At 43.5% G+C, this 22,187-nt stretch carries 16 protein-coding genes, 1 pseudogene and 1 CRISPR repeat array; of the genes and pseudogenes, 14 read left to right on the top strand and 3 right to left on the bottom strand.

From position 1 onward, the window contains the following. Window positions 1-224 precede the first annotated feature (224 nt). Entirely contained in the window at window positions 225-4,373 is a 4,149-nt protein-coding gene (locus tag K4039_RS15255) for a toprim domain-containing protein (protein WP_265236193.1), read from the bottom strand. Between the two features lie 202 nt (window positions 4,374-4,575). On the opposite strand from K4039_RS15255, the gene K4039_RS15250 reads away from it, so the two are divergent. Beyond that, window positions 4,576-4,956, top strand: coding sequence for a hypothetical protein (locus K4039_RS15250; RefSeq protein ID WP_265236192.1), 381 nt, complete (start codon window positions 4,576-4,578; stop codon window positions 4,954-4,956). Window positions 4,957-5,154: 198 nt separating this feature from the next. On the opposite strand, the pseudogene K4039_RS15245 reads toward K4039_RS15250, so the two are convergent. Beyond that, window positions 5,155-5,879, bottom strand: a pseudogene (locus K4039_RS15245) (IS1 family transposase). A 239-nt stretch (window positions 5,880-6,118) separates the two neighbouring features. Then, window positions 6,119-7,714: a serine/threonine protein kinase gene (locus tag K4039_RS15240; protein WP_265236190.1), complete on the bottom strand. Its 1,596-nt coding sequence runs from the start codon at window positions 7,712-7,714 to the stop codon at window positions 6,119-6,121. A 317-nt stretch (window positions 7,715-8,031) separates the two neighbouring features. Between K4039_RS15240 and K4039_RS15235 the strand changes: the two genes are divergently transcribed. The 13 genes from K4039_RS15235 (at window position 8,032) to K4039_RS15175 (ending at window position 22,183) form a co-directional block, all read left to right on the top strand. Continuing rightward, window positions 8,032-8,463, top strand: coding sequence for a lysozyme inhibitor LprI family protein (locus K4039_RS15235; protein ID WP_265236188.1), 432 nt, complete (start codon window positions 8,032-8,034; stop codon window positions 8,461-8,463). Window positions 8,464-8,482: 19 nt separating this feature from the next. Then, window positions 8,483-9,175 carry a hypothetical protein gene (locus K4039_RS15230; RefSeq protein WP_265236186.1) on the top strand — a complete coding sequence of 231 codons (693 nt, stop codon included), beginning with the start codon at window positions 8,483-8,485 and terminating at the stop codon, window positions 9,173-9,175. Window positions 9,176-9,764: 589 nt separating this feature from the next. Continuing rightward, on the top strand, window positions 9,765-10,046 hold the full coding sequence (locus tag K4039_RS15225) for a hypothetical protein (RefSeq protein ID WP_265236184.1): 282 nt from the start codon (window positions 9,765-9,767) through the stop codon (window positions 10,044-10,046). Window positions 10,047-10,381: 335 nt separating this feature from the next. After that, entirely contained in the window at window positions 10,382-10,534 is a 153-nt protein-coding gene (locus K4039_RS15220; protein WP_265236182.1) for a hypothetical protein, read from the top strand. A 190-nt stretch (window positions 10,535-10,724) separates the two neighbouring features. Further along, window positions 10,725-13,507: a CRISPR direct-repeat array (repeat unit 36 nt; unit sequence GTTTCCAACTAATCCGATTTAAACCCATCGGTAGGG). A 616-nt stretch (window positions 13,508-14,123) separates the two neighbouring features. Continuing rightward, window positions 14,124-14,696 (top strand): NYN domain-containing protein, encoded by a 573-nt coding sequence (locus K4039_RS15215; RefSeq protein ID WP_265236180.1) that lies wholly within the window; start codon window positions 14,124-14,126, stop codon window positions 14,694-14,696. A gap of 38 nt (window positions 14,697-14,734) precedes the next feature. Further along, complete coding sequence (locus K4039_RS15210; protein WP_265236178.1) at window positions 14,735-15,103, top strand: hypothetical protein; 369 nt, start codon at window positions 14,735-14,737, stop codon at window positions 15,101-15,103. 49 nt (window positions 15,104-15,152) lie between these two features. After that, window positions 15,153-15,350, top strand: coding sequence for a hypothetical protein (locus K4039_RS15205; protein WP_265236176.1), 198 nt, complete (start codon window positions 15,153-15,155; stop codon window positions 15,348-15,350). A gap of 104 nt (window positions 15,351-15,454) precedes the next feature. Continuing rightward, window positions 15,455-15,940 (top strand): hypothetical protein, encoded by a 486-nt coding sequence (locus K4039_RS15200; protein ID WP_265236174.1) that lies wholly within the window; start codon window positions 15,455-15,457, stop codon window positions 15,938-15,940. A 34-nt stretch (window positions 15,941-15,974) separates the two neighbouring features. Further along, a complete protein-coding gene (locus K4039_RS15195; protein ID WP_265236172.1) occupies window positions 15,975-17,330 on the top strand; it encodes a ThiF family adenylyltransferase in 1,356 nt (451 codons plus the stop codon). A 550-nt stretch (window positions 17,331-17,880) separates the two neighbouring features. Beyond that, complete coding sequence (locus K4039_RS15190) at window positions 17,881-19,641, top strand: type III-B CRISPR-associated protein Cas10/Cmr2 (protein WP_265236170.1); 1,761 nt, start codon at window positions 17,881-17,883, stop codon at window positions 19,639-19,641. Then, window positions 19,632-20,777 carry a type III-B CRISPR module-associated protein Cmr3 gene (locus K4039_RS15185; protein ID WP_265236169.1) on the top strand — a complete coding sequence of 382 codons (1,146 nt, stop codon included), beginning with the start codon at window positions 19,632-19,634 and terminating at the stop codon, window positions 20,775-20,777. Before K4039_RS15190 ends, K4039_RS15185 begins: the two co-directional genes overlap by 10 nt. Next, window positions 20,778-21,632, top strand: a complete 855-nt coding sequence (locus K4039_RS15180) for an RAMP superfamily CRISPR-associated protein (RefSeq protein ID WP_265236168.1) — start codon at window positions 20,778-20,780, stop codon at window positions 21,630-21,632. A gap of 26 nt (window positions 21,633-21,658) precedes the next feature. Continuing rightward, window positions 21,659-22,183, top strand: a complete 525-nt coding sequence (locus tag K4039_RS15175; protein WP_265236167.1) for a hypothetical protein — start codon at window positions 21,659-21,661, stop codon at window positions 22,181-22,183. The last annotated feature ends 4 nt before the right edge of the window (window positions 22,184-22,187 follow it).

Raw genomic sequence — 22,187 nt, 5'->3', positions numbered from 1 at the left:
TAAATATCTCGATATTTTTGAGCTTGGGAGATTCTAATAATAATTCTCTGTAATTCACTGTACTGGTTCTCTTTTTTGTACACGATACCTAGTTTACCTCTTGTCCTGCCTTAAGTAAACCGTATTGCGCTATTACTATCTTTTTCACACTCAGCGATAGCACTTAAATATGAGTTTTATTTATTCTTATATTCCTGCTTTCATTGATGGATAATTCAACCAAGTCACAACCAATTCTCGTTATCTGATGAGAATCGATTATCAACGTCAGGCTTTGGTTGAATGAAATCTGGAAGCAAGTCGAGTTGCTTTGGTGCAATGGGTGCTTCGGCGTTTGTCTCACCTATAGGTTGTGCTGTTACAGCCCCAACAGTTAATTCGTTAGCGCAGCCCGCCCCTACGGGGGCTACAACGAAGAGGATCGCTTCGGCATACCTGGATGCAGCCCTATCAAATAATCCTGATGCTGCGATTCTTTCCGCCCAATTCCCGATGCCCGACAAACACTGAGTCCACCAATCGAACTGCTGCCACTGAGCGTTGAGAACGTCTGCGCCAACACTACCCCACCAAGTTTCGATGATGCCGATCCACCTCTGGGTATCTTGAGGAATCCGCTGCTCGAACTCTTTCCTCAACTCTGTGAGCCGCTCCTTCACCTGGGGCGTTAATGCAGCAAATACTTGTTGACTCAAAGACTCCGGCACTCCCAGTTCCTTCACCGCTTCATAGCGAAGACCTTGCTGCTGCGCTACTTGGGAGAGTTGAACTACCCAGTCACCAATTGATTTTGTACGCTCCAAGCGTAGCGAAGCGGGGCGTAAGCCATCGTGGTGATCGGGGTGATCAGGGCTGCTCAAAGTACCCTGATCGGCTCCACTTACTCCGTTATCTCCTTGTTCTGTATGGATTCCATGATTACCAACCGAAGCGATCTTCTTCGTTGTAGCCCCCGTAGGGGCGGGCTGCGCTAACGGGGCGATCGAGGTAGAATCCAACTCCTCCTCTGTTTTATAAGGGGGGGTTTGTTGACTAGGAACCACCCCCACCCCTTCATTTTTAGAGATAGTAGTACCCTGATCACCCTGATCACCCTGATCACTACCCTCAAACCCTTGCTTTTCCGTTGTCTTTAAGGTGATCAGGGCAGAGTCGAGGGTTTGACCCCCCGTTATGCCCTGATCGTTTGGTTGATAGCCGTTCAACCTTTGATTTTGCGTTGTATCCTTAGCGTTCAGGGCACAAGGAATAGTGTTACTCTCCAAAGTATTAGAGGCGATCGGGGAATCCAGGGTTTGAGCTTCCAACAAACTTCGATCGCTCCAGAATTCCTCAAAAGCAAGTAAGCCACCTTCAACACAGCGGAATTTGGCACACCGCCATTCAGGTTCGGAGTGTTGGTTTGGTTTACCTAGATAGCCGTTGTTCGCTTCCTCCGCTTCGGAAACATCAACCATGACGCTGGGCAAGAGAGTCATGTGAGTCCAGGATGCAGAAACTAATTCACCATCTTGGCGGTGTCGGGGTACGTGGTTTTGGGGAATTACGGTTTTGAGGTGGGAGGTGAACTTGCTCATGCCTCGGTTGTCCGAGTAGCCGTGCGCTTTGCAATAAGCAATAAACCAACTGTGGAGTTCGTGGTTTTGGATGGATGAGGTTGATTCCGAAGGTCGCAAACACAGGTCAACGAAGCTGCGTACCGGGTCGCCGTAGGTAGCCGCATCAATTTTGGCAAGGCGGATGCGGCTGTTCTTGGAAGGTTGTATCAGCAGGGCATCGCGTTCTTCTCGCGGCATTGCCATCGCCCAGGATACAATATCCGCCTTGGCAGCCGAGAGTTTGTGGCGCAGGTAGGGGTCTTCCAATCCTTTCCGCCCCTTCGACAACAGTGGCAGACATCGCCTATCCCAACCGTCGCCCGCGTTTTCGATTTGGAGATGGTCTACCGATGCCGCGACAAATCGGCAGTTCCATTCTTTGGTGTATCCGCAGGACGAATAAAGGCTACGACCCGATAATTTGCCGTTGTCCACTAATTCGTAGAAAGGGCGAATTCCGGTGATGTAGCCTCCGGTGTCTGGGATGGTGTAGAGCGATTTGCCGGTGAGGTGTTGGTGTCGCGATTCAGGATTTGCTAGTTCTGCAAAATCACCGGAATGGGAATCCTCCAAACCGAAGATTTCGCCCCAGAGTCTGAGTAATGTTCCCTTGCCAGAACCCGAAGGCCCGATGATGTGAATGAATTTGCCATAGGGTGCGGTGGGGTCGAGCAACATGGAAGTGTACGCCCTCACAGCATCCAATTGGTCTTCACCGAATGCGGAGATGATGAAGTTGAGGAAAACTTCGGGGCAAGGGCGATTGGGGATGTACTCGGAATCGATCGCCGATGTCAAATAGTAACTGCGATCGTGCGGCAACATTTCACCGGTTCTCATATCCACGGTACAGTTCGAGAAAGCTCGAAAATGCCTGTTCGGTGGAGGTTCTAGGTAAAGCCGCTTCAATGCGTATTTGAATGCTGAATTGATGCAGCCTTCACTAGAAAAAGGGAAAGTCTCTTCCCATTCGTACTTACTGAATTGCCCTAGTTTGAACACTTTTTCGCTCTTAACGGCAATCATGTGTTCGCATCGCTTCTCATCCTGCCGTTGCCACCATCCGCTACCCGTATATTGGTACATAGCGCTGTTGATGGCTTTGTAATCCGCTCCAAATACTTTCCTAGCGGTAAAGTCGTCGAAAGTGCGTCCCCTGGTGTAGTGATTGAAGTCAAGTCCCAACTTATCGCAGAGGTTTTGGTAAAACTTATCCCGCTGGCGATCGGGACACCGGCGTACTTCCGAAGATTCGGAGTTACCTTCATTTCCTGGATTAATCGAGTTACTAAATTCCTTACCAAACTCTACCAACCAAGGTGGTGGGGAACTTCCCAGCGCTTCGCCAATGGTAGGCCAAAAGAATATGTTGAGCGCTACAGCATCCTTATCCTTAAACTGTGCAGCCCATTTAGTAGCGGACGCTAATGCAGATTGTTGGCTTGCGTCAGTGTTTCCCGATAATGATGCAATCTGTTGGGCTTTCCACCTCAACCCGTGAGTCGCTTTCTCCAAACTTGTATGCGACCGCCAAGCATCGATGCCAAATTGAATGATGAACTTATCCGGGTCGCCGTCGCCATCTTCACCCACCGGCAATCGGGGAGCTACATAGGGAACGATGCCCGCTAACAACAAAGATTTGATGCAGCTTTCAATTCCCTTATCCCCGGCGCTATCCGGGTCTAGGCAAATAATCGCTTTCTCAATCCCCGAACGCCGTAGCGACTGCACCTGTTCTCCTGACAAACTAGCTGCCACGCAAGCTACAACTCTGGTATCTCCAAGCGCCTGAGCAACTGCTGCATCCGTGACTCCTTCGACTACCACTACTTCTTTGTGATTTGCTGCGATCGCTCTATCAAAGTAAAGCGGTGATGCTTTGGTTGCCAACCACACACCGTCTTCGTCTTTGGGATTCCAGCAAGCATATTTCTTGGGAATGGTCGGTTCAAGCCAAGGTTGCTCTACCTTCTGAGCTTCCGAGAGTTTCCCCCAAGCTCGATAAGCCGCATCTCTCTCGCCCTTCCAACCCTGATGATTCTTTTTGAGCGGTAAAGGTTTTGTGGGACAGTGACCATAGACCGTCAACGGTTGCCCAAAAGCTGTATGCCACGGAAAAGTAACGTATCCCTCCCATTTGCGGGTCAACACACCAACTTCTTCCGCTATCTCTAAGTTGTGCTTGTGTTCTTTGAGTGTTGTTGCAACCGCATCCTTGCTGTGGTAGTAACCCAATCCCAACTCGGCGATCGCTTCTCGACTCATACCTCTCTCTGCAATCAAATGATTGAGGGCGCTCGTCCCTTCTTCACTCCACAGCCAATCCCGACATTGAGCGTACACCGCTGCTAATATCCCCCGGCGCGCTTCCCACTTCGCTGCTACTTCAATTTCCCGCGAATTGAGTTCCCTCTCTGGTAGAGCTACACCAACTCTCAAAGCTATTTCCCGCAGCGCTTCTACCCAATCAATGCCCTTGGGATGTTCCCAGCGATTCACCTTAATACTGTGGACATAAGCGATCGGATCTCCTGCAAATTCGCAGCCGGCATCATAAAAGCGAAGAGTATCGGGCCACACTGCAAACGAAGTCCCCGATTTGCTTTTACGGAACGGGCTGCCTCCCCGCCACTTCTGAGCGCTCCGTTGAAAACTGTGTGATGGATGGTCGTACACCAAATCTGCGTTGAGACGCGGTAACACCTCCTGTTCCCAAAACTTCAGCAAGCTCATATCTGTTTTGGTATTGCCGTTTTCCGAAATATGTGTCATGGTAGATTCCTAGTGTCATCGTAGATTCCGAGTCGATTATTGAAATGAAATAATTTGTTTGAGCCCGAAGCATTACAGTGCAACGGGTTGTTTTCTTAGCTGGCGTGCTATGCTGAAATTAAGCTTTAAATGAAACAATTTCGCTGTTGCACGAATTATATAATTGGATATTAAGTACAGCCAGTAAAAGCAATAAAACTTAATGATGATTCGCCAAGCACTAACAAAAACTCAAGATCGCTACCGAATCAAGGGAACCCAGCTTGCGGAAGAGTCGGGAATATCGCAGCAGCATTGGAGCGAGTACCGCAACGGGAAAGCGGATTTAGTATCGACGAAAGCGTGGGCGGCACTGGAAGCGATGGAGCGCATACATCCTGGCGCAATCCAATATTTTTGCTATTTGCTAGCGGGTCGTTCAGTGGATGGCGAACTCAATACTTTAATAGAAGTAGCTGACGACGACGAGCTAGAAGAGGCATTTTTGTCGATCGGCAAGCGAATGTTCCGCAGAAACACGGTTGAAAGCGCCCTTTCCAAGCGCGTAAAGTCTGCTGCCGCTCAAAAGTCCAACGCTCAATAAATTAGGTGTAACGGTGAGGTAGTTGCTAGCCGGTAGCTTTCCCTCACCATGATTCTTAAGTGCTAAACGCTAGCCAACAGCCAACAAAGGTGCAGTCGCCAGTGCGGTTGTAAGTTCGGCTTCACGGCTCTGGCAATATGCAGTGCTCCAAGAATCGAGCATCCGACCGTACAAAGTAGCCGTTTCGGCGTTGCTGAATTAAGGTATGAATGCCCCAGTAATCGGAATATCGTCAAATGTCAAGTAATGTATTAATAACTTAATAGAATGCTTGAGCATTTCCTCACATTTAAAATAACAAATAGTCTTGCGATCTAGCCTAGTTAAATAATGTCTTAGTCTTGTATTTTCCCCTTCTAATCGTGTCAGATAAGTCTTGCTAAAAATCTGATCCCCATCAGGAATAAACATGGGATAGACAGACCATCCATCAGTTACATAAAAGTAGCATTTTCATGCACTTACTTTGTCCCATAATGGTTCAAATGTCTTAGCGCTATGATCCCTTAATACCAATCCTAAAATTCCTGGCTTAAAGTGGTCAACCGCTGTCCACAGCCAGATATTCTGTGTTTTTTTTTACATAAGTTTGTAATTTATCGAGTTCACCCACTTTTGGAATGACTTCCGGGTCATAAACATCTGGTAACAGTTTACCGACTTGTTTTATCCAATTTATTACCGTGGTATGATGAACTCCCTTAACTCGTTCTATCGCCCGTAAACCCGTACCATTGACGTACATTTTTAGGCAATCACGTTTGATGCTTTCGCGCTTGACCTCGCCTTTGCTCATACTCATTGATGAATTGACGACCACATTGGACACAAATGTGGTTCTGTTTTCCTTTTTTCTTGCCGTTTTTACGGATATGGGTTGATCTACATTCGCTTGCGTTGCATAAATTATTCCTCCTATTCATACTCTAACTCAGCAACGCCAACGATTATTCACCGGACAGTAACTTTTCAGAACAGTTAGAATCTTCAGAAAATTCTAGTTCCTGAGTATCTCGTGAGCCAAGAAAATATCTGCTAATGTAATCTAATCGGGTGTTTTCTATTTAAAATCTTAATCCCTTTGTTTTGATGTAATTAGGATGGTTCGATTGGGTGTAGTAAATCAAACATTATCTACTAATTTGTTCGGATTAATACTGTATTAGTTTTTGTTGCAAACTTCTTTGATAAGTTGATACTCCGCATCATATCTGGGCGTAAATGAATGTTGCCACCACGCTCCTGCTTTTTTGACAGCACCTTGTTTGTTGGTCAAAATATAGTTAGTAGGACGAATCATGGATGTTGGACAATAAACTCTAAAATCTGCTTTCAATCTATCTCCATCAGAATATACTAAAGTTGTTGAAGCAAGATATAGTTCAGGCTTATCAAGCAACTTAACGGAAATTTGAGAAGATGGGATAGGAGCTGGTGTAGGTAAAGTTACTGTTGGTGTTGTTGGATAAATTGGTAATGGTTGTCGTGGAGTTGGTGTCGATGCAGGAATTGGCGATGGTTGTGGTTGAGGTGTAACTATCGGAGATGGAGGAATTGGCGATGGTTGTGGTTGAGGTGTAACTATCGGAGATGGAGGAATTGGCGATGGTTGTGGTTGAGGTGTAACTATCGGAGATGGAGGAGTAACTGAAGTTTTGGGAGTAGGAGATTCTTGTACTTGTGAAGGAGACTTAGAAGGCTGTGCCGGCGAAACTATTGATGAAGTTTGGGCAATTGGAGTCGGTGTTGAATTAGAAATCGGTGATTGTTCTGGTTGTTTGGTTATCCAAAATCCTGCAATAATAGCCGTCGCAATGACACTACCAAGCAACAAAGTTTTAGGGATATCTCCTAGTTTAGAGGGAGCTACGGAAATAACTGTTGGTTGCTGAAGGTGTTCTGGAATATCTGCTATGGTAGGACGGATAACTTGATGAACCTGATATGTTTGAGATTGTAATGGTTGCAGCATTTCTTGTGCTGTAGTATATCGATCGCAACTATGAGCCGAAATTGCTTTATCTAAAATAACGGCTAAGCTAGGGCTAACTTGGGGAACATATTGCTTCCAAAGAATTTCACCTGTATAGTTATTAGTTTCTATATCCTGTGGCTGTTTACCTGTCAGTAAATAAATAGCGGTTAATCCAGTCGCGAATAAGTCACTACTATAAACTGGTCGTCCAGCCGCTTGTTCAGAAGACATAAATCCATGAGTGCCGATCGCAATTGAAGTCTGTGGACTTCCTGAAGAACTCATGGTGGTAGCTATGGCTTCTTTCACAGCACCAAAATCTATCAACACTGGCTTTTTGTCGGATTCTCTAATAATTATATTGTCCGGTTTAATATCCCGATGAATAATCTTTTTTTGATGAACGTAATCTAAAATTGGTAAAAAATTAACCAGAAATTCTCTGACATAACTCTCACTGAAACTGGATTGTGACTGGATTGTATCTGTGAGAGTTATGCCCTCTATGAGTTCTTGAACCAGATAAAAGTCATTGTTTTCTTCAAAATAAGCATAAAGTGTAGGAATCTTGCTGTGGCTACCCAAATCTTCCAAAATAGCTGCTTCTCGTTGAAAGCGCTCTTTGATTAATGGATAAAGTTGCGGATGGTGAGAAACTGGGTGTAATTTTTTCACCACACACCGTCGTCCTGATGGCATTTGGGTATCTTCTGCGAGGAAGGTTTTCCCAAAACCGCCACAACCAATAGATTTTAAAACTTGATACCGATTATTTAATAGCATAGTTAAAGTCTAAAATATTGTTTTACGATATACAGCACTAAAGTCAAGTTAGTAAACAGAGAGAATATTGAACTACCGCTGGCTGGGTGAGTTTTGCCGAGATTAGCGTCTGGTTGCGGCTAACCAAGCTTCAGAAACAGCGATGATTTGGCTCACTTTCTTTTCGATAAACTTCACCATAACTAAAGCACAATCAGGAAAAAAGATTTAAAAAAAGGAAACTTCCTGAAATTGAGTATATGGAAGGTTATTTATAATATGGCAAAAATACGAGAAATAATTTGTGTCTGGAACTTCAGTTGTAAAATAGAGGCAAAATGAGCAAAGGACGAGCAATTTTTAGTTTAATAGTAAGTTTAGCTGTTGTCGGTGCTAACTCTGGCACAGTCTTTGCAGAGCTAAAACAAGACAGTGTGGCGATACCAAACTACATAGCCCAGCGACTGCGTAATTGCAGCCATCCTGGAAGTAACGCAGAGTACAAAGAGTGTATAAGATTAAGGTATGAAGCAGCGGATCGACGACTCAATCAGGTTTATCAACAACTGGTTGCTAAATTAAATCGAAAACAGCGATCGGTACTTTATCAAGAGCAGATAAAATGGATTAAGTCACGAGACAAAAACTGCGAATTAGAAGTTTATGACAATCGCGGTGGTACGGGTTATAACGGTTTTCTCAATGAATGTTTGGAACGCAAAACCAAACAACGCACTGCTGAATTAGAGAATTATTTAAGAAAGAGATAAGGAATAGAAAGGATAGTTTATGAAAAAGCAATCGATTTTAGGAATTCTGCTCAGTTGTGCCGTTTTAGGAGCTTGCTATCTCACAAAACCCCAAATTGTAAATGCTGCACCTGCATCTATATTTACACCCATTATCCGAGAGGTTAAGAATCAGATTCCGAGAGGATGGGTAATGCGCCTGCCTTCAAGTGTCGATATCAGCAATACTAAACTTTACCCGCAAGTCATTACAACTATTCCCGGAGAGTTTGCTGTTTGGCTTAATTCACGACCGAACTGTATGGATAGATCCTGTCAATTTGGAGTTATTGCAGTAGCCAAAAATTCTGAATATGCTGATAATTTGCGTTCCAAGCATATCTTTTCTAAGACATCCCTACAAAGAGTTAAGGCAATTAGACAACGCAATTATCAAACTAGGACTGAATCAGAGTCCACACTATTAAATAACTCCGAGATGGCAGTGCTAGAAAGAACATCCATCACCTTAAAACCAGGAATTCAGGGTGTTTTTATTGTTCAAAATGGGGGAGGTGCTTCAACTCCACCTTCTTTACACGTCTTTTGGAAACAAGATGGTTTGAATTATCGAGCCACTATAAAAGGTGGATTAGATTACGATCGGAGTGTTGTGATCCAAAGTCAAAAATCAGCATTGATTAATCTAGCTATTTCGATGGCTAAAGAATCTCCGATTAAAAGTGCTAACTAATTTTAATAGGAAGAACTATGAGTCTCCGTCTCCATTTACTTGCAGGCGGTACTCTCGTTTCTGGCGATCGCGAATAATTATCCGATCGCTGTTTTTCGATGAACTTTCCAGTATCGTTTATTTTTAGAGTCCCTGATAACGATTATCCCTCATCGAATCTACGATGACGGAGAACCCGACGCGATCGGCAAACCCAGGACTGTGGAGTTAAGGCTTGGGGTGATAGTCTAATGCTGAGGAAAGTTAAAAAATACTGAAAATTCATGCAGTAATGCAGTAACAGTGGAATAATAAGTTGTCAAATAAATTGTTATCCAAACACAAAAGCTTTATTGCCTGCACTCTCAAAATTGAAGACAAGTGCACAAATTTGTGGCAGTGGTGCTTTTTGGGTTTGCCTGCAAGGTAAAAAGTCTAAGGCAAGCATTTCTGGCGATCGCTCTTTCTTGGCTCGTCGTAAGGTTCGGGTGTTTTCTAGTGAAAATTCTCAACTATTTGTTTGGATGCAGTTAAGATGCTTCGAGTGAGTGCAGTAAATCGCATTATCTACTAATTCCTACAACTCCAAATCCATGCAATATGGTATGCAATGAACTATTTGATATTGGGATTAATCGCCGCTCCTCTTTTTTCCAGTTCGGCGATCGCACAACCCATCACCCATCCCGCTGCTGTTCCAGTGCAGGTTGCAGCTAGCCAAACACCCGAAAAGGCGATCGATAACCTAACAGACTCTATTTTTTACAGGCTGTACCCAGAACTGAACCGCCGCAAAATCCGTTCTGATGAAACCCAGTACATCAACGGCGGGCTGTCAGTTCGTTGCACCCTTGCTACTGATGCGGAATATTGTGTGTCACTTCAACTTTAATAATTCTGTGAGTTTGATATTTTCGGAAGCTGAACCCTCCTCAACTCACAGCGATCGACATAACCCAGCAAGCGATCGCTCCAAGTAGCCCAGACTGTCCAGTTGCGTAGCCCAATGTGTTCTCGGTGCAGCTCTCAGCTTGACAGGCAAACGACTGATTTAGTGATCGCTCCTCCCCCAACGACCTCCACTGCGCTGCCACGTTAAGAAATCCCTCGAACCGGCGCAGCAATTTGCGATCGGCAATCCATAATTCACCAGTCACGACTCTGCTTGACAAAAATAGCCGACTGTAAGGTTTACCGTCGCTCTGCCTGAATCACACTACCCGCAAATTGTTAGCAGCAGCAAGCAAAGCTGAATGTAAGAAAGTTGATATCGTGCGGATGTTGTTGGAAAATGGGCTCAAGGATGTAGAAGTGTGGGCGATCGCCACTGTCGCCACCGATCGCTTTTTGATAATTAACTCGTTACAAAGCGATGGCTAATGCCCCGCTTCGCTACGGTGTTTTGGGTCTGATATCGCGTTCGTTGATCTATCGGAGTTCTTGCACCGCAATTTGTCCTTGTTCGCGGCTGAGATTGATGCAAGAAAGCTGAGATTGTGGGTAGCGCTGGATGAGGTGGTAGAGGACGCGCAAGAGCGATCGTTTCTACCTCTCTATCATCTTTTAAAATGTTTCCAACTAATCCGATTTAAACCCATCGGTAGGGTTTGACTGCGGGACTATTCCCAAGGACAATTTGAGTTTCCAACTAATCCGATTTAAACCCATCGGTAGGGTGGATTAGCTATGAATAAACTTCAATGCTGGTGGATAGTGTTTCCAACTAATCCGATTTAAACCCATCGGTAGGGATGAAATTTTTGAAACTTTAAAGCTTCGGGGAGGAAAGTTTCCAACTAATCCGATTTAAACCCATCGGTAGGGTTTTGATTCCGTGATTTTTCCAATCGGCTCCCCTGGTTTCCAACTAATCCGATTTAAACCCATCGGTAGGGACAAATCCCAGGTGCTGCGGGAACTGCCGGATAGACGTTTCCAACTAATCCGATTTAAACCCATCGGTAGGGGGAATTATCCTATTATCATCTCAGAAGAATAGCCGATGAGTTGTTTCCAACTAATCCGATTTAAACCCATCGGTAGGGACCATTGTTAATATATACGTTATTGATACATACGGAACGTTTCCAACTAATCCGATTTAAACCCATCGGTAGGGGGCGTGGCTTTGATGCGTGGCGTAGAGTGGAAAGAAGAGTTTCCAACTAATCTGATTTAAACCCATCGGTAGGGCCCAGGCCAGAGATCTCGGATATCTAGATGTTACAGGTTAGTTTCCAACTAATCCGATTTAAACCCATCGGTAGGGTGGATCTTACAGAAGGTGGAATTCTAGCTATCAGAGAGCGTTTCCAACTAATCCGATTTAAACCCATCGGTAGGGTAAAAATAGAGCTGATAGGTGTCTCTTAAGGTTTCCAACTAATCCGATTTAAACCCATCGGTAGGGAAAATAGGGACCAAAACAAAATGGCTACTACCTTACTGTTTCCAACTAATCCGATTTAAACCCATCGGTAGGGTGGATATTTTGAAAAAAGTAGTTACAACAACTATAAGTTTCCAACTAATCCGATTTAAACCCATCGGTAGGGTTGCTTTCCGCTCTTGCTGCTGGTGCCTTATTTACTGTTTCCAACTAATCCGATTTAAACCCATCGGTAGGGACTCAATTTTTGGCGATGTTGGAAACGATACCCTATATGGTGTTTCCAACTAATCCGATTTAAACCCATCGGTAGGGACAATTAATGGTACGGTGCTCACCGCTGCTCAAGTCACAGGGTTTCCAACTAATCCGATTTAAACCCATCGGTAGGGAATGATACTATCTACGGAGGTAAGGAGGACGACTTAATCGTTTCCAACTAATCCGATTTAAACCCATCGGTAGGGACGGGGGGGGCGTGTTTCCCTCCAACCAGGCGACAAATGTTTCCAACTAATCCGATTTAAACCCATCGGTAGGGTTGGCATCCGCAGTTGTAACGCCATAATAACAAAAAGTTTCCAACTAATCCGATTTAAACCCATCGGTAGGGTATTATTGATACTCTTAGAGCAGCAATGAGAGGCTCAGGGTTTCCAACTAATCCGATTTAAACCCATCGGTAGGGTTGCTTCTCGTTTAGAATTAGTTAAGGAGCATTCGACTTGGGTTTCCAACTAATCCGATTTAAACCCATCGGTAGGGACGGGGTGCTTACTACCTGCGCCAAATCGGCACAGGGGAACAAGGTTTCCAACTAATCCGATTTAAACCCATCGGTAGGGGGTATGTTCTACCTTATCTAGTAGATAGAGAGACAGGATTAAGAGTTTCCAACTAATCCGATTTAAACCCATCGGTAGGGAATTATTAGAAGAGGAAAATATATCAGCAGAAATGTTTCCAACTAATCCGATTTAAACCCATCGGTAGGGATGAGATACTGTCTTTGGCAAATAGAGCGGTACCTGCCAAAGTTTCCAACTAATCCGATTTAAACCCATCGGTAGGGCAAAGTGCAAAAACCCTGGAGTTGCCCTTCAAGTTTGTTTCCAACTAATCCGATTTAAACCCATCGGTAGGGAAGACAATTTTAACCTATTAACCCGGTGGTCTCAACCGTTTCCAACTAATCCGATTTAAACCCATCGGTAGGGCTTTGATAGAAATGGTAGAAGAGTTAATAGGTAATTACGTGTTTCCAACTAATCCGATTTAAACCCATCGGTAGGGCCGAGTTTAAACACTCACAACTTAAGGTTAAGGTGAAACAGTTTCCAACTAATCCGATTTAAACCCATCGGTAGGGACATCTCCGGACCGGATGCAGTTCAATCTTTACAGGGCGTTTCCAACTAATCCGATTTAAACCCATCGGTAGGGCGAATTAATGACAGGACCGGACATGGGATCCTCGCGTTTCCAACTAATCCGATTTAAACCCATCGGTAGGGGGGTTTGAAATTTTCACTTTTTGATTTGATGTAGGGAATTGAAGGTTTCCAACTAATCCGATTTAAACCCATCGGTAGGGGTGCTCCTGGTTCCGCTAGCAACAAAGCTACAGTTACCAAGTTTCCAACTAATCCGATTTAAACCCATCGGTAGGGCCGAAAATGGGAAAACCCAATCTACTCCAGTAACTACTGGAGTTTCCAACTAATCCGATTTAAACCCATCGGTAGGGCCGATATGGGCGGGGTGCAGTTGGAAGATGCTGGTTTCCAACTAATCCGATTTAAACCCATCGGTAGGGAGGACGGGACGCTCCAGGTACACCACCTGTACCGTTTCCAACTAATCCGATTTAAACCCATCGGTAGGGTTGCACAGCTGATGCAACTTCAAACAATGTTCGCTCCTGGATCGTTTCCAACTAATCCGATTTAAACCCATCGGTAGGGAGTTCGCCGCAGACCCTATACCCTAACTGGGTTGTAGCCGTCAAATCGACGCACCTCCAAATTTTAGCATCGATCGCCAGCAAAAACAGTAAAATAACAAGGTTCAAACCCATACCCCACAAAGCATCGACACACTACAACCTAAAAATCAGGGTTTCAGAGTTTTGTCGAGGTGCGTCGATGAAGAGTTTGACATATCCTTGCATTACATCAAAGCTAGATATGAAAAGGCTTTGAGGACTTTTGTTAAAATCGGTAACGGTATCTATTCGCTTACCGACGCACCTTTGCAGCTAACAGAGCAATTAAGCATGAATAGGTGCGTCGATCGAACTCGCCATACTGTATCCATCGTCAAAAACCTTTATAGCACAAGGCTTTGAGGAATTAGAAGCGAAATTGAATTCGACTTCCCCAGCCTTCGACGCACCAGAGAAATTTATCGCAACCGCGCCAAAGTGGTTAGAAAATCCTGAACTAATTCTTCCCTAGCCCCTAACATCTAGCCCCTAGCCTCTAGCGCCTTCTTCCCTAGCCCCAATCTAGGAAACCCCCCTTTCCATATATGAGTTGTAATCATAAATAAGCAAACGCAAACGATAACTCAACTCAAGCTATGACCACAGCACGCCGGGTAATGATATTCGCAGACAGCGATAACACATTTTTAGCAGCCCAAAGTTTCAACCGAAAGATAGATTGGCAAAAAATCCGCGACTATCTAGCAAACCCTACAGAAGGCAGAGAACTGATTGAAATGGTAATGTTTGTGGGATTACCACCAGCCAGAGAACGGTTTGAAGAACAGCGGAAAACCAAAGAAAAATTTATCTACTGGGCAAAAAGCAGTGGTTTTTTAGTCGTCACCAAGGAAGGAAAAAACAAAGGCGATGATTATGAAGCCAACATCGATATCGTGATGGCGATGGATGCTCTTGAATTATCTCTAGAAGTTCGTCCCGACATCGTTGTTTTAGTAACCGGAGATTCTGACTTTGCTTACCTAGCACAAAAACTGAGAAAACGGGGAATTCGCGTAGAAGTCGCATCAGTCGAACAATCTCTAGGTAACGATCTAAAAAATGCTGCCAGCAGCGTTATAGACTTGATTGAAGTTTTCGATAGTTTCGAGCAACAAAACAACAATCAAAACTATTATCGCATCGGTAATGCCAATATTTTTGACTGATTCGTTTTTGCTATTTCACAATTATTGAGCTACGAAAAATGCTAGCATCAAGTCAACTAACATACCCTCAAACCATCCAAACAATCAATGGCAAATTGGTTGTGTCAGAACCCAATGAATTCAATTGCCTTAACATCCAGATAGAAAATATCGCTCAACAGCTAGAACAGATAGAACTTGAAGTTGTCACAGCGCAACAACAAGATAGGAGAGAATATGTCAACCAGCTAAAAATCTTGAAAGCCTCAGTACAAAACCTAGAACGATCGTACAACCAATTGTTATACACAACCATCATCACTGGTGTAGTCTTAACAGCTTTGTTGATTTGGCTAGGGTTAATTCGTCAACCATCCTGCAATAATAAAGCTCAACTTACTACTACAGTTGTTGCTTTAAATAATTAGCCATCCGCGATTAGTCATTAGTTATTGTTAAACCAAGAGAGTCAAAAAAATGAGAGCAGTAGTGAACGGCAAATTAGTAGATTTACCAACAGGTGCAACGGTTGAAGAATTAAGAGCTAGACTCCCTGAAATTGGTAATGATGATGTCATGGAAGAAGGATTTGGAGGCACAAAACCATTAAAAGAAACGGATGCACTCAAGGAAGGTTCAAAGATTTGGTCAGTTCCTAAAATCGTGAAAGGCTAATTTCTAAAAAATAAGTTATTTCAACAGCAGAACATTCACTTAATCGATGGAAACGACCCGACTGCCCATTTCTTACTTAAACTTTAATTAAAGGAGGCTAAATTATGGCGATCGCAATTAGTTCTACTCTATCAGCATTTCAACCGACAGCACGCATTATTGCCGAGATAAAATTCTTAGAAAAACCAGCTAAAAATGTGATTGTTGGCAGTAAAAAAATCGGCGACATCCAATATACGGCAATCTTAGTTAAAGGAATGCCTTTATCTTCCAAAAAGTTTACAGCATCAAATAGTGACGTACTTTTTTTATTACCACCAGAATACCCGCGCCTGCCACCTATCGGGTGCTACCTAAACTATCCTTGGGATACCATAGGACAAGGAGACCACCACTTTACTAGGCAGAGTTATTATGGCGCACCATTTTTAAGTGAAGAAGGCTGGTATTGGTACTGTGTCGGACTTGGTGGCGGCTTCAATCGCGACAGATGGCTCAATGCTTGGCGACCCAGCAATCAGCCTGAAAACGGACACAATCTCGCCACTTTATTTATCACTGCTCGTCATGCTATTAACAGCGATGATTGAAGGTTATTAATTATTGAATTTGAGGTATAACAAGATGAAATTTACCCAGCAATCCTCTCAATTTTCTCTGCAAATCCCTCCCTTCATGTGGCACAAATTCCGCCAAGCTATGCTACAAACACGAAACACTAATGAGGAAGTCATCGGTTTTTTATTCTGCCAGCGCCATCAAATCTCCAAACGCCAAATCAGATATTTCCCTGAAACTTGGGTAGTACCTGCTTCTGATTGTTACGAACATCAATCTGCTAGTGGATTAGTCCTCAAACAAGAATTTCATTTGTATTTACTGGAAAAATATCTAAGTGAAGGATTAGATATCGTTCACGTTCATACTCATGCTGGCAATCAGGCCCCTAATTTTTCCGGCATAGACGATCGGTATGAAGCAGAATATGCTCGATTTCTTACTTCTAGCTTTCGCAAACCACCTCGGTTAATTTCCGGCGTATTTGACGAATCACTGCAAAATCACAAATTCCGAATTTGGAATAGAAAAGGAAATGCAGTTGAAACTGTTAACTTCTATCCATCCTGGTTTGAACTGAAATCCCAACCAAACATCCAGGCTCACACCGATTTGATGTTTGCCCGTCAAAAAATATTTGGAGAAGATTTTCAACAACAATTGAGTGAACTCACTGTTACTTTAATTGGATGTGGGGGGATCGGGGCAATTTTTGCCGAACAGTTAGGGCGTTTAGGTGTCAAAAAATGGCTGTTAATTGACCCCGATCGCCTGGAAACTGTCAACCTCAACCGGATGCCTGGAGCAATTTGGAGAATGACCGAGCAGCGCTGGCACAAGGTTGAATATGTCAAGCAGTTGATTAAAAATATTTATCAAACAGGTTCTTGTGTCAAAGCCATACCCGCAGCGGTTGAAAATGAATCAGTGCAAAAAGAAATTGGTGCTTCTGATTTAATCGTCGTAGCAACTGACAATCACCGCTCCCGACAAATTGCTCAAGAATTGGCGATCGAATATATGCGTCCTCTTGTTTGTCTAGGAACTCATATCGACGTGAAACCTGATGGAGTTCCCCGAATGTATTGTCGCGTTACTGTTCCTCCTGTAGGAGGTGATTGGTGCTTGATGTGCGGTAATATTATCAACTTGCAAAGAGCGGCTTTAGAATCTGCCCCAATGGAAATTGAAAGTCTGGTCGGACGCGCAGGCTATCTCGAAGGCATTAACGACCCAGCGGTATTTTGGCTAAACAGCATTTGTGCCAGTACCGGAGTTGGGGTTATTCAGGGAATGGTCAGCGGCTGTTTAAACGTCGAAGAAGGTCTGGACTGGATTTACCAATTCCCTCAGTGTGAATGGCATCACACCAATACTGACTACTTGACAACCCCCGATTGTTATTTTTGTGGTGCGGACTAACTTGGAATCTACTGCTGGACAGGTAAAATGCTATTGGTGTCAGCAGCCAGTATCCCATACACTCGCAATTTGGTTTATGGTCTCGGATCGCCCTTGCATCACGTCCCAGAACACGCACAAGGGTTCTTCCAAGGGTTCGCGGGTTCGGGGAATCCAGCGGTTCATCGTCAGACAGCAGATCCGAAGTACCCTTTAGCTTAAATTGAGACCAATGGCAAAATACTTGCCCCACTTTGTAACTTTTTGTTGTGCAATCTGAAAAAAAGTGAAAATCATTGAATATGCGATCGATTTTATACGATAGTAACAAATATGGCTTTTCAGGCAAGTGTGGCACTTAACACGCCTTAAACGCCAGCGCGTCCACAAAATATCAGAAATTTTTCTTTTGGAAGACCCCCTTTCCATACGGATGCAAAGATTTAGACAAGTAAAGAGTCTTTATAACTCTGTTAACTAAATGCGATCGCAAAACGTGAACCTATGAAAAAATACTCAAAATCAATGAAATTATTGAGCGTGGGTAAACAAACATTAAACGAGAATTAACATGAGTTCAGAATGCTACACTGCTATCACCTTTGCTCCAGTTCAAGGTTTTATTGAAAAATCCCGCAAACTTAGGGATTTATACGGCAGTTCCTTCCTGATATCGTACCTAGCAGAAGCAATTTGCAAGGAAGCAATAAGACTGAAATATAAAGTTATATCGCCCGCTCTAATTAAGGTTACTCAAGGAACACCGAATCAAATCATTATTCAAGGAGATTTTGAGGAAAAAATTGCTAAAAAAGCCATGCAAAAAGCGTGGCTAGCAGTGACCGAAAATTGCCGTCTGTGGATTCAAGATAAGGTGCAAGATTGCGGCCAATATTATTGGGGGCGAAATTGGGAATCTTGGGGTAATTATGCTTGGGAGTTTTTCTGGGGAAGCGGTGAGACTATTCGTGTGGCAAGGGAAGCTGTTAACGATGCCAAGCGATCGCGCGATTGGACTGGTATCAACTGGACTGGGGAAAGTTCGACACTATCTGGTGCCGATGGCGTAGCCTGGCCGGGAATGGGAATAGGCAATCCACAAAAGACAAACCGTCACAAACAAAAGCAAGAAATTGCAGCCTTTTATAAGCGACTTAGTTACGAATTAGGTAAAGCATTTATCGACGAAACACCAGAACTTAGAATACCGGCTCATGAATTAGACGAAAAGAGAAAGGAATACGGTGAGGCATTTGTCGATCCAGACGAAGAGTTAAGCATTCCTGAATTAATCAAGCGACTGATTACTCATATGGCAATTGCTAAGCAAATTGTCAATCCTCTTAAAGAAGAAATAGATCCAAAAGTTCCGAATCTGCTGAAGAAACTTGAGAAGGAACTTAATCCTAATACTTTTACCGACATCAGTCGTTTAAAGCATAAAAACAAGAACTCCCAAGAATCGCCAGAGAAAGAATACTGGACTGGTTGGTTTCAGGGAGATGGCGATCGTATGGGTGATTTGCTCAAAACATTCTCAGAAGACTCTGTAACCGAACCTGACAAGCTCGAAGTATTTAGTAAAGCGATGATGGAATGGGGCGAACATAAATTCAAACCTGCGGTCGCCAAAGCCCAAGGTCGTACTGTCTACGCTGGCGGTGATGATTTTATGGGTATCTTTTATCGCTTACCTGAAAATACGCCATCCACTCAAAAATATACTCCTTTAACTGGTCAAGAATGCGTCAATTGGTTTGGTTCAAAATTCCCAAGTATTTGGCAGCTACACGGCCAACCAATCACTGTCAGCGTCGGCTTAGTCTGGACGGCCCCTAACGTCCCACAACGGGATGTTTTACAGCATTGTCGCCTCGCTGAAACATCAGCGAAAAATAATGGTAAAGACCGCATGGCCATCCGCATTTTATTCAACGGTGGTACTCATATTGAATGGGTCTGTCCTTGGTGGTGTCTGCCAGTCTTGCAACACTATCAAGACCGAGACGGTGATACTTTAAAATCTTTAGCTTTAACAACAGGAACTAAAACCAAACCGAACTGGACTCACATTTATAATGATGTTGCTACCTTGGAATCGCGACACGCTTTTAAAGGCAATACTCAAATTGCTGAGGAACTATTTAAAATTTATTTTCCTGAATGTAAAGAGTGGATAGTGAAGGATAATTGGTGGCTACATTCCCACGATGAGAAATTGAGAACCGGGATTTTAGGACATGAAGCAAAAGACGCTAAAAAAGAGGCAAATGAACTGTTTAACGAGTGGTTTATCAACTTAGCCAAGGTAGGATTTCACTTATGTCCATAAACTCAAATTCTCCTCCCGCAGAGCCTCAAGAGCCAAAACCACCTTTTTCCCACTTAGTTACTATCCAACCGTTGGGTTTACTTTATGGGAGTGCGGGCCGGTTTCTTTCTCCAGAAAATTTAGTAGGGCGATCGGGTTCCAGCTTTCCGCCCAGCGCAGCAACGTTATCGGGTATATTTGCTGCCGAATTGCGAGGCGACATAAAAAACCTGCAATTAGCAGGGCCTTTTTGGGGGAAATGCGATGAATTACCAGATTTTTACGTTCCCACGCCCCTAAACTACTTGATCGAAAAAGGTACAAGTAACATTAAAGATAAACTTAGCTGGAATGCACTCGAAAAAAAATGGACACCAAACCTCAATGAAAAGTTTGAAAAAGGTGGATGGGTTAAGGTTAATGATTGGGGGAAAAATAATTCTAAAATTTCAATAAAAGTTCCTTGGAAAACTGTATCGCATCTGCATCCCCGATTGGAAGAAAATCAGCGACGAGTTTTGGTTGAGAAAGAACGAGATCGAGGCAGTTTGTTTTTGGAAAATGGAGTACAACTAGATCCTGATTACTGTTTAGTTTATCTATCGAATACGGAAATTGTTCCAGGTTGGTATCGATTTGGCGGTGAGGGACATTTAGTGAATATTGAATGTCAGGCTATTTCTGATGAACTTAAGGATTTACTCTCTAAACCAGTCGGAGAAGCGTTTGCTCTGATTACTCCTGCTGTTTGGGGGTCTAACCGCCACTCTTATCGAGAACCAATGGTACAAAAAGATAAGGATAGAAATAGTGAGTGGGTTGCTGCTTGGGATTGCGAAGCTTTGCTGACAGAACGCCCGTCTACTTTCCGCTATCGTTTTGGAAATCCGAAAGATGAGAAAACTGACGAGAAGGTAGTAAATAGCAAGGAAAAGTTGCTTTCTCGTGGGCGCTATGCCGTACCTGCTGGCAGTGTTTATGTGTTAAAAAAACCTCTCAAATCTTGGGAAGAATGGGATGAAAATTGGTTTCCTACAGAAGGTGTTTCATTCAAACGTTGGGGTTGCGGACTAGCACTACCTTTACCAAGCGTACTTGCTCAAAAGACAGACATAGCAGCTAATACTTCTGAAATTTTACCAATAGGAGGCAATTAAATGTATCACAAAGCTTACGGAATCATTGAAACTTTAGCGCCGCTTCATGTGGGTGCTACGGCGGGGGAAGAAACGGGGAATTTGAATTTGATTTTCCGCGATCAGTTTACCCAGACTGGGATTATTCCTGGTAGTTCGATTCGGGGGCGGTTTCGGGCAGATATGCGATCGTCGCAAAATGGACAAGTTGCTAAATGGTACGGTCACGAAGCGATTCCAGGAGAAAAAGACGGCGGTACAACGGAAGCATCAGTTAAATTTGAATATGCGTCTCTAGTATGGTTGCCTGTATTTTGTCCCGGCCAACCTATTGTTTGGGTAAGTTGTCCATCATTGCTCAAACGTTACAAACAAATTGCCCAAAAAACTGCTAACTTACCGGCTCCTTACACGGCAGCTCCAAATTTGCAAGCGCGAGTTGTCCCCGGAACCACTGAGAAAGTTTTATTCTTTAATTTGGGATTTCTGGGAATAGAACATCACGAAAGTTTAGCTGCTTGGATTCCTCCAGGTACTGATTTAGATCCCAAGCAATTAGTAGTGGTTGATGATAATGATATTTCCATGCTGCACGACATGGCTTTATATCGCCAAAGTCGGATTAAGATGTTGGATGATATGAAGAAAGTCGATACTAAAACAGGTGCATTTTTCAATGTGGAAGCCTTGCCAGTGGGTAGTGTTTTAGTATTTCCCTTAGCATCCAAACAAGTAGGCTGGCAACCCTTTGGCGAACAGGAAGCAAATCAGCCTTATTCCCAAGAACTGTACTTTGGCGGATTGGAATCGATCGGCTTTGGGCGCTGCAATGTGACGCTGAGCGGAGAAGCGCTTTCACAACCAGAAACAACGTAAATAGCAAAACAAGAGGTTAACAGCTAATGGCTTGGAAAAATTACACTTTAGAGCAAAATAATCAACAATTTCACAGTTTAGATCAAATAGCGCAAAAGTTAGTTTTGGCTGCCAAGGATCGGGTAGTTTTAGATAAGGAAAGAAAGGTACTTTTGGATAATAAGGGACAGAGCAAAAATTCGTTAAATCAATCCTTTAAAATGCGGGAAGCGGTTGCTTATGGATTAGAGCGTTTTTGGGGAGAACATTTGCGATGTCAAGGTAAATCCAAGTGGAATCGCGATGAATTTGACAATAAATCTAAATATTGGAAGGATACTTGGGATGCTTTAGTAAGTATTATGCACCAAGCTGGTGTTATTATTCCCAACCCTCCGGTTGATATTAACAGACCTGATACTGTGAAATCAATGGCACAGGAGTTATGGAAGTTGGATATTCAAGACCAGCGAATTATACTGGCTGTTTTGACTCAGTTATGCGATTGCATTGTCTGGTGGACGCAGCGGTATAAAGGACCTGGGGATTTAACAGTTGATGATAATAACTAGGAGA

This window comes from Lyngbya sp. CCAP 1446/10, assembly GCF_026130175.1.
GTDB lineage: Bacteria > Cyanobacteriota > Cyanobacteriia > Cyanobacteriales > Microcoleaceae > Microcoleus.
Note: the sequence above shows the minus strand (reverse complement) of the source record. Positions and strands in the feature narration are given on the sequence as shown.

What these genes read in the sequence shown, in the direction of transcription:
- K4039_RS15210 (WP_265236178.1), top strand. Translation starts at nt 14,735, where the DNA reads ATGCTAGCATCAAGTCAACTAACATACCCTCAAACCATCCAAACAATC.
- K4039_RS15230 (WP_265236186.1), top strand. Translation starts at nt 8,483, where the DNA reads ATGAAAAAGCAATCGATTTTAGGAATTCTGCTCAGTTGTGCCGTTTTA.
- K4039_RS15215 (WP_265236180.1), top strand. Translation starts at nt 14,124, where the DNA reads ATGACCACAGCACGCCGGGTAATGATATTCGCAGACAGCGATAACACA.
- K4039_RS15225 (WP_265236184.1), top strand. Translation starts at nt 9,765, where the DNA reads ATGAACTATTTGATATTGGGATTAATCGCCGCTCCTCTTTTTTCCAGT.
- K4039_RS15185 (WP_265236169.1), top strand. Translation starts at nt 19,632, where the DNA reads ATGTCCATAAACTCAAATTCTCCTCCCGCAGAGCCTCAAGAGCCAAAA.
- K4039_RS15255 (WP_265236193.1), bottom strand. Translation starts at nt 4,373, where the DNA reads ATGACACATATTTCGGAAAACGGCAATACCAAAACAGATATGAGCTTG.
- K4039_RS15190 (WP_265236170.1), top strand. Translation starts at nt 17,881, where the DNA reads ATGAGTTCAGAATGCTACACTGCTATCACCTTTGCTCCAGTTCAAGGT.
- K4039_RS15200 (WP_265236174.1), top strand. Translation starts at nt 15,455, where the DNA reads ATGGCGATCGCAATTAGTTCTACTCTATCAGCATTTCAACCGACAGCA.
- K4039_RS15205 (WP_265236176.1), top strand. Translation starts at nt 15,153, where the DNA reads ATGAGAGCAGTAGTGAACGGCAAATTAGTAGATTTACCAACAGGTGCA.
- K4039_RS15250 (WP_265236192.1), top strand. Translation starts at nt 4,576, where the DNA reads ATGATGATTCGCCAAGCACTAACAAAAACTCAAGATCGCTACCGAATC.
- K4039_RS15175 (WP_265236167.1), top strand. Translation starts at nt 21,659, where the DNA reads ATGGCTTGGAAAAATTACACTTTAGAGCAAAATAATCAACAATTTCAC.
- K4039_RS15195 (WP_265236172.1), top strand. Translation starts at nt 15,975, where the DNA reads ATGAAATTTACCCAGCAATCCTCTCAATTTTCTCTGCAAATCCCTCCC.
- K4039_RS15240 (WP_265236190.1), bottom strand. Translation starts at nt 7,714, where the DNA reads ATGCTATTAAATAATCGGTATCAAGTTTTAAAATCTATTGGTTGTGGC.
- K4039_RS15180 (WP_265236168.1), top strand. Translation starts at nt 20,778, where the DNA reads ATGTATCACAAAGCTTACGGAATCATTGAAACTTTAGCGCCGCTTCAT.
- K4039_RS15235 (WP_265236188.1), top strand. Translation starts at nt 8,032, where the DNA reads ATGAGCAAAGGACGAGCAATTTTTAGTTTAATAGTAAGTTTAGCTGTT.